Origin of the sequence: Streptomyces sp. AC555_RSS877 (genome assembly GCF_019049245.1) — a bacterium.
In the GTDB taxonomy this organism is placed as follows: domain Bacteria; phylum Actinomycetota; class Actinomycetes; order Streptomycetales; family Streptomycetaceae; genus Streptomyces.
On sequence record NZ_JAGMUK010000097.1, the window covers coordinates 1 to 207 of the forward strand.

Consider the following 207-nt stretch of genomic DNA (forward strand, 5'->3'; position numbering starts at 1 on the left):
GAAGAGGTGGCAGCCGCAGATCCGCGCCAGAGCACGGCAGCAGGCGGCGACCACCGGCGGCATCGTCATCGACACCCGCGCCCGGATCGGCTACACCGCCCCGATCGGCTCCACCGACGACGCCCGCATCCGGCACCTGACCGTCGCCCTGCCGCCCCAGTACGCCGCCCGCCTCTTCGACGCCCAGCAGCAGGGCGCGTCCGACCA

1 pseudogene is annotated in these 207 nt (G+C 74.4%); it reads left to right on the forward strand.

From position 1 onward, the window contains the following. Window positions 1–207 (forward strand): annotated as a pseudogene (locus KUM49_RS35250) (XRE family transcriptional regulator); the annotation flags it as partial.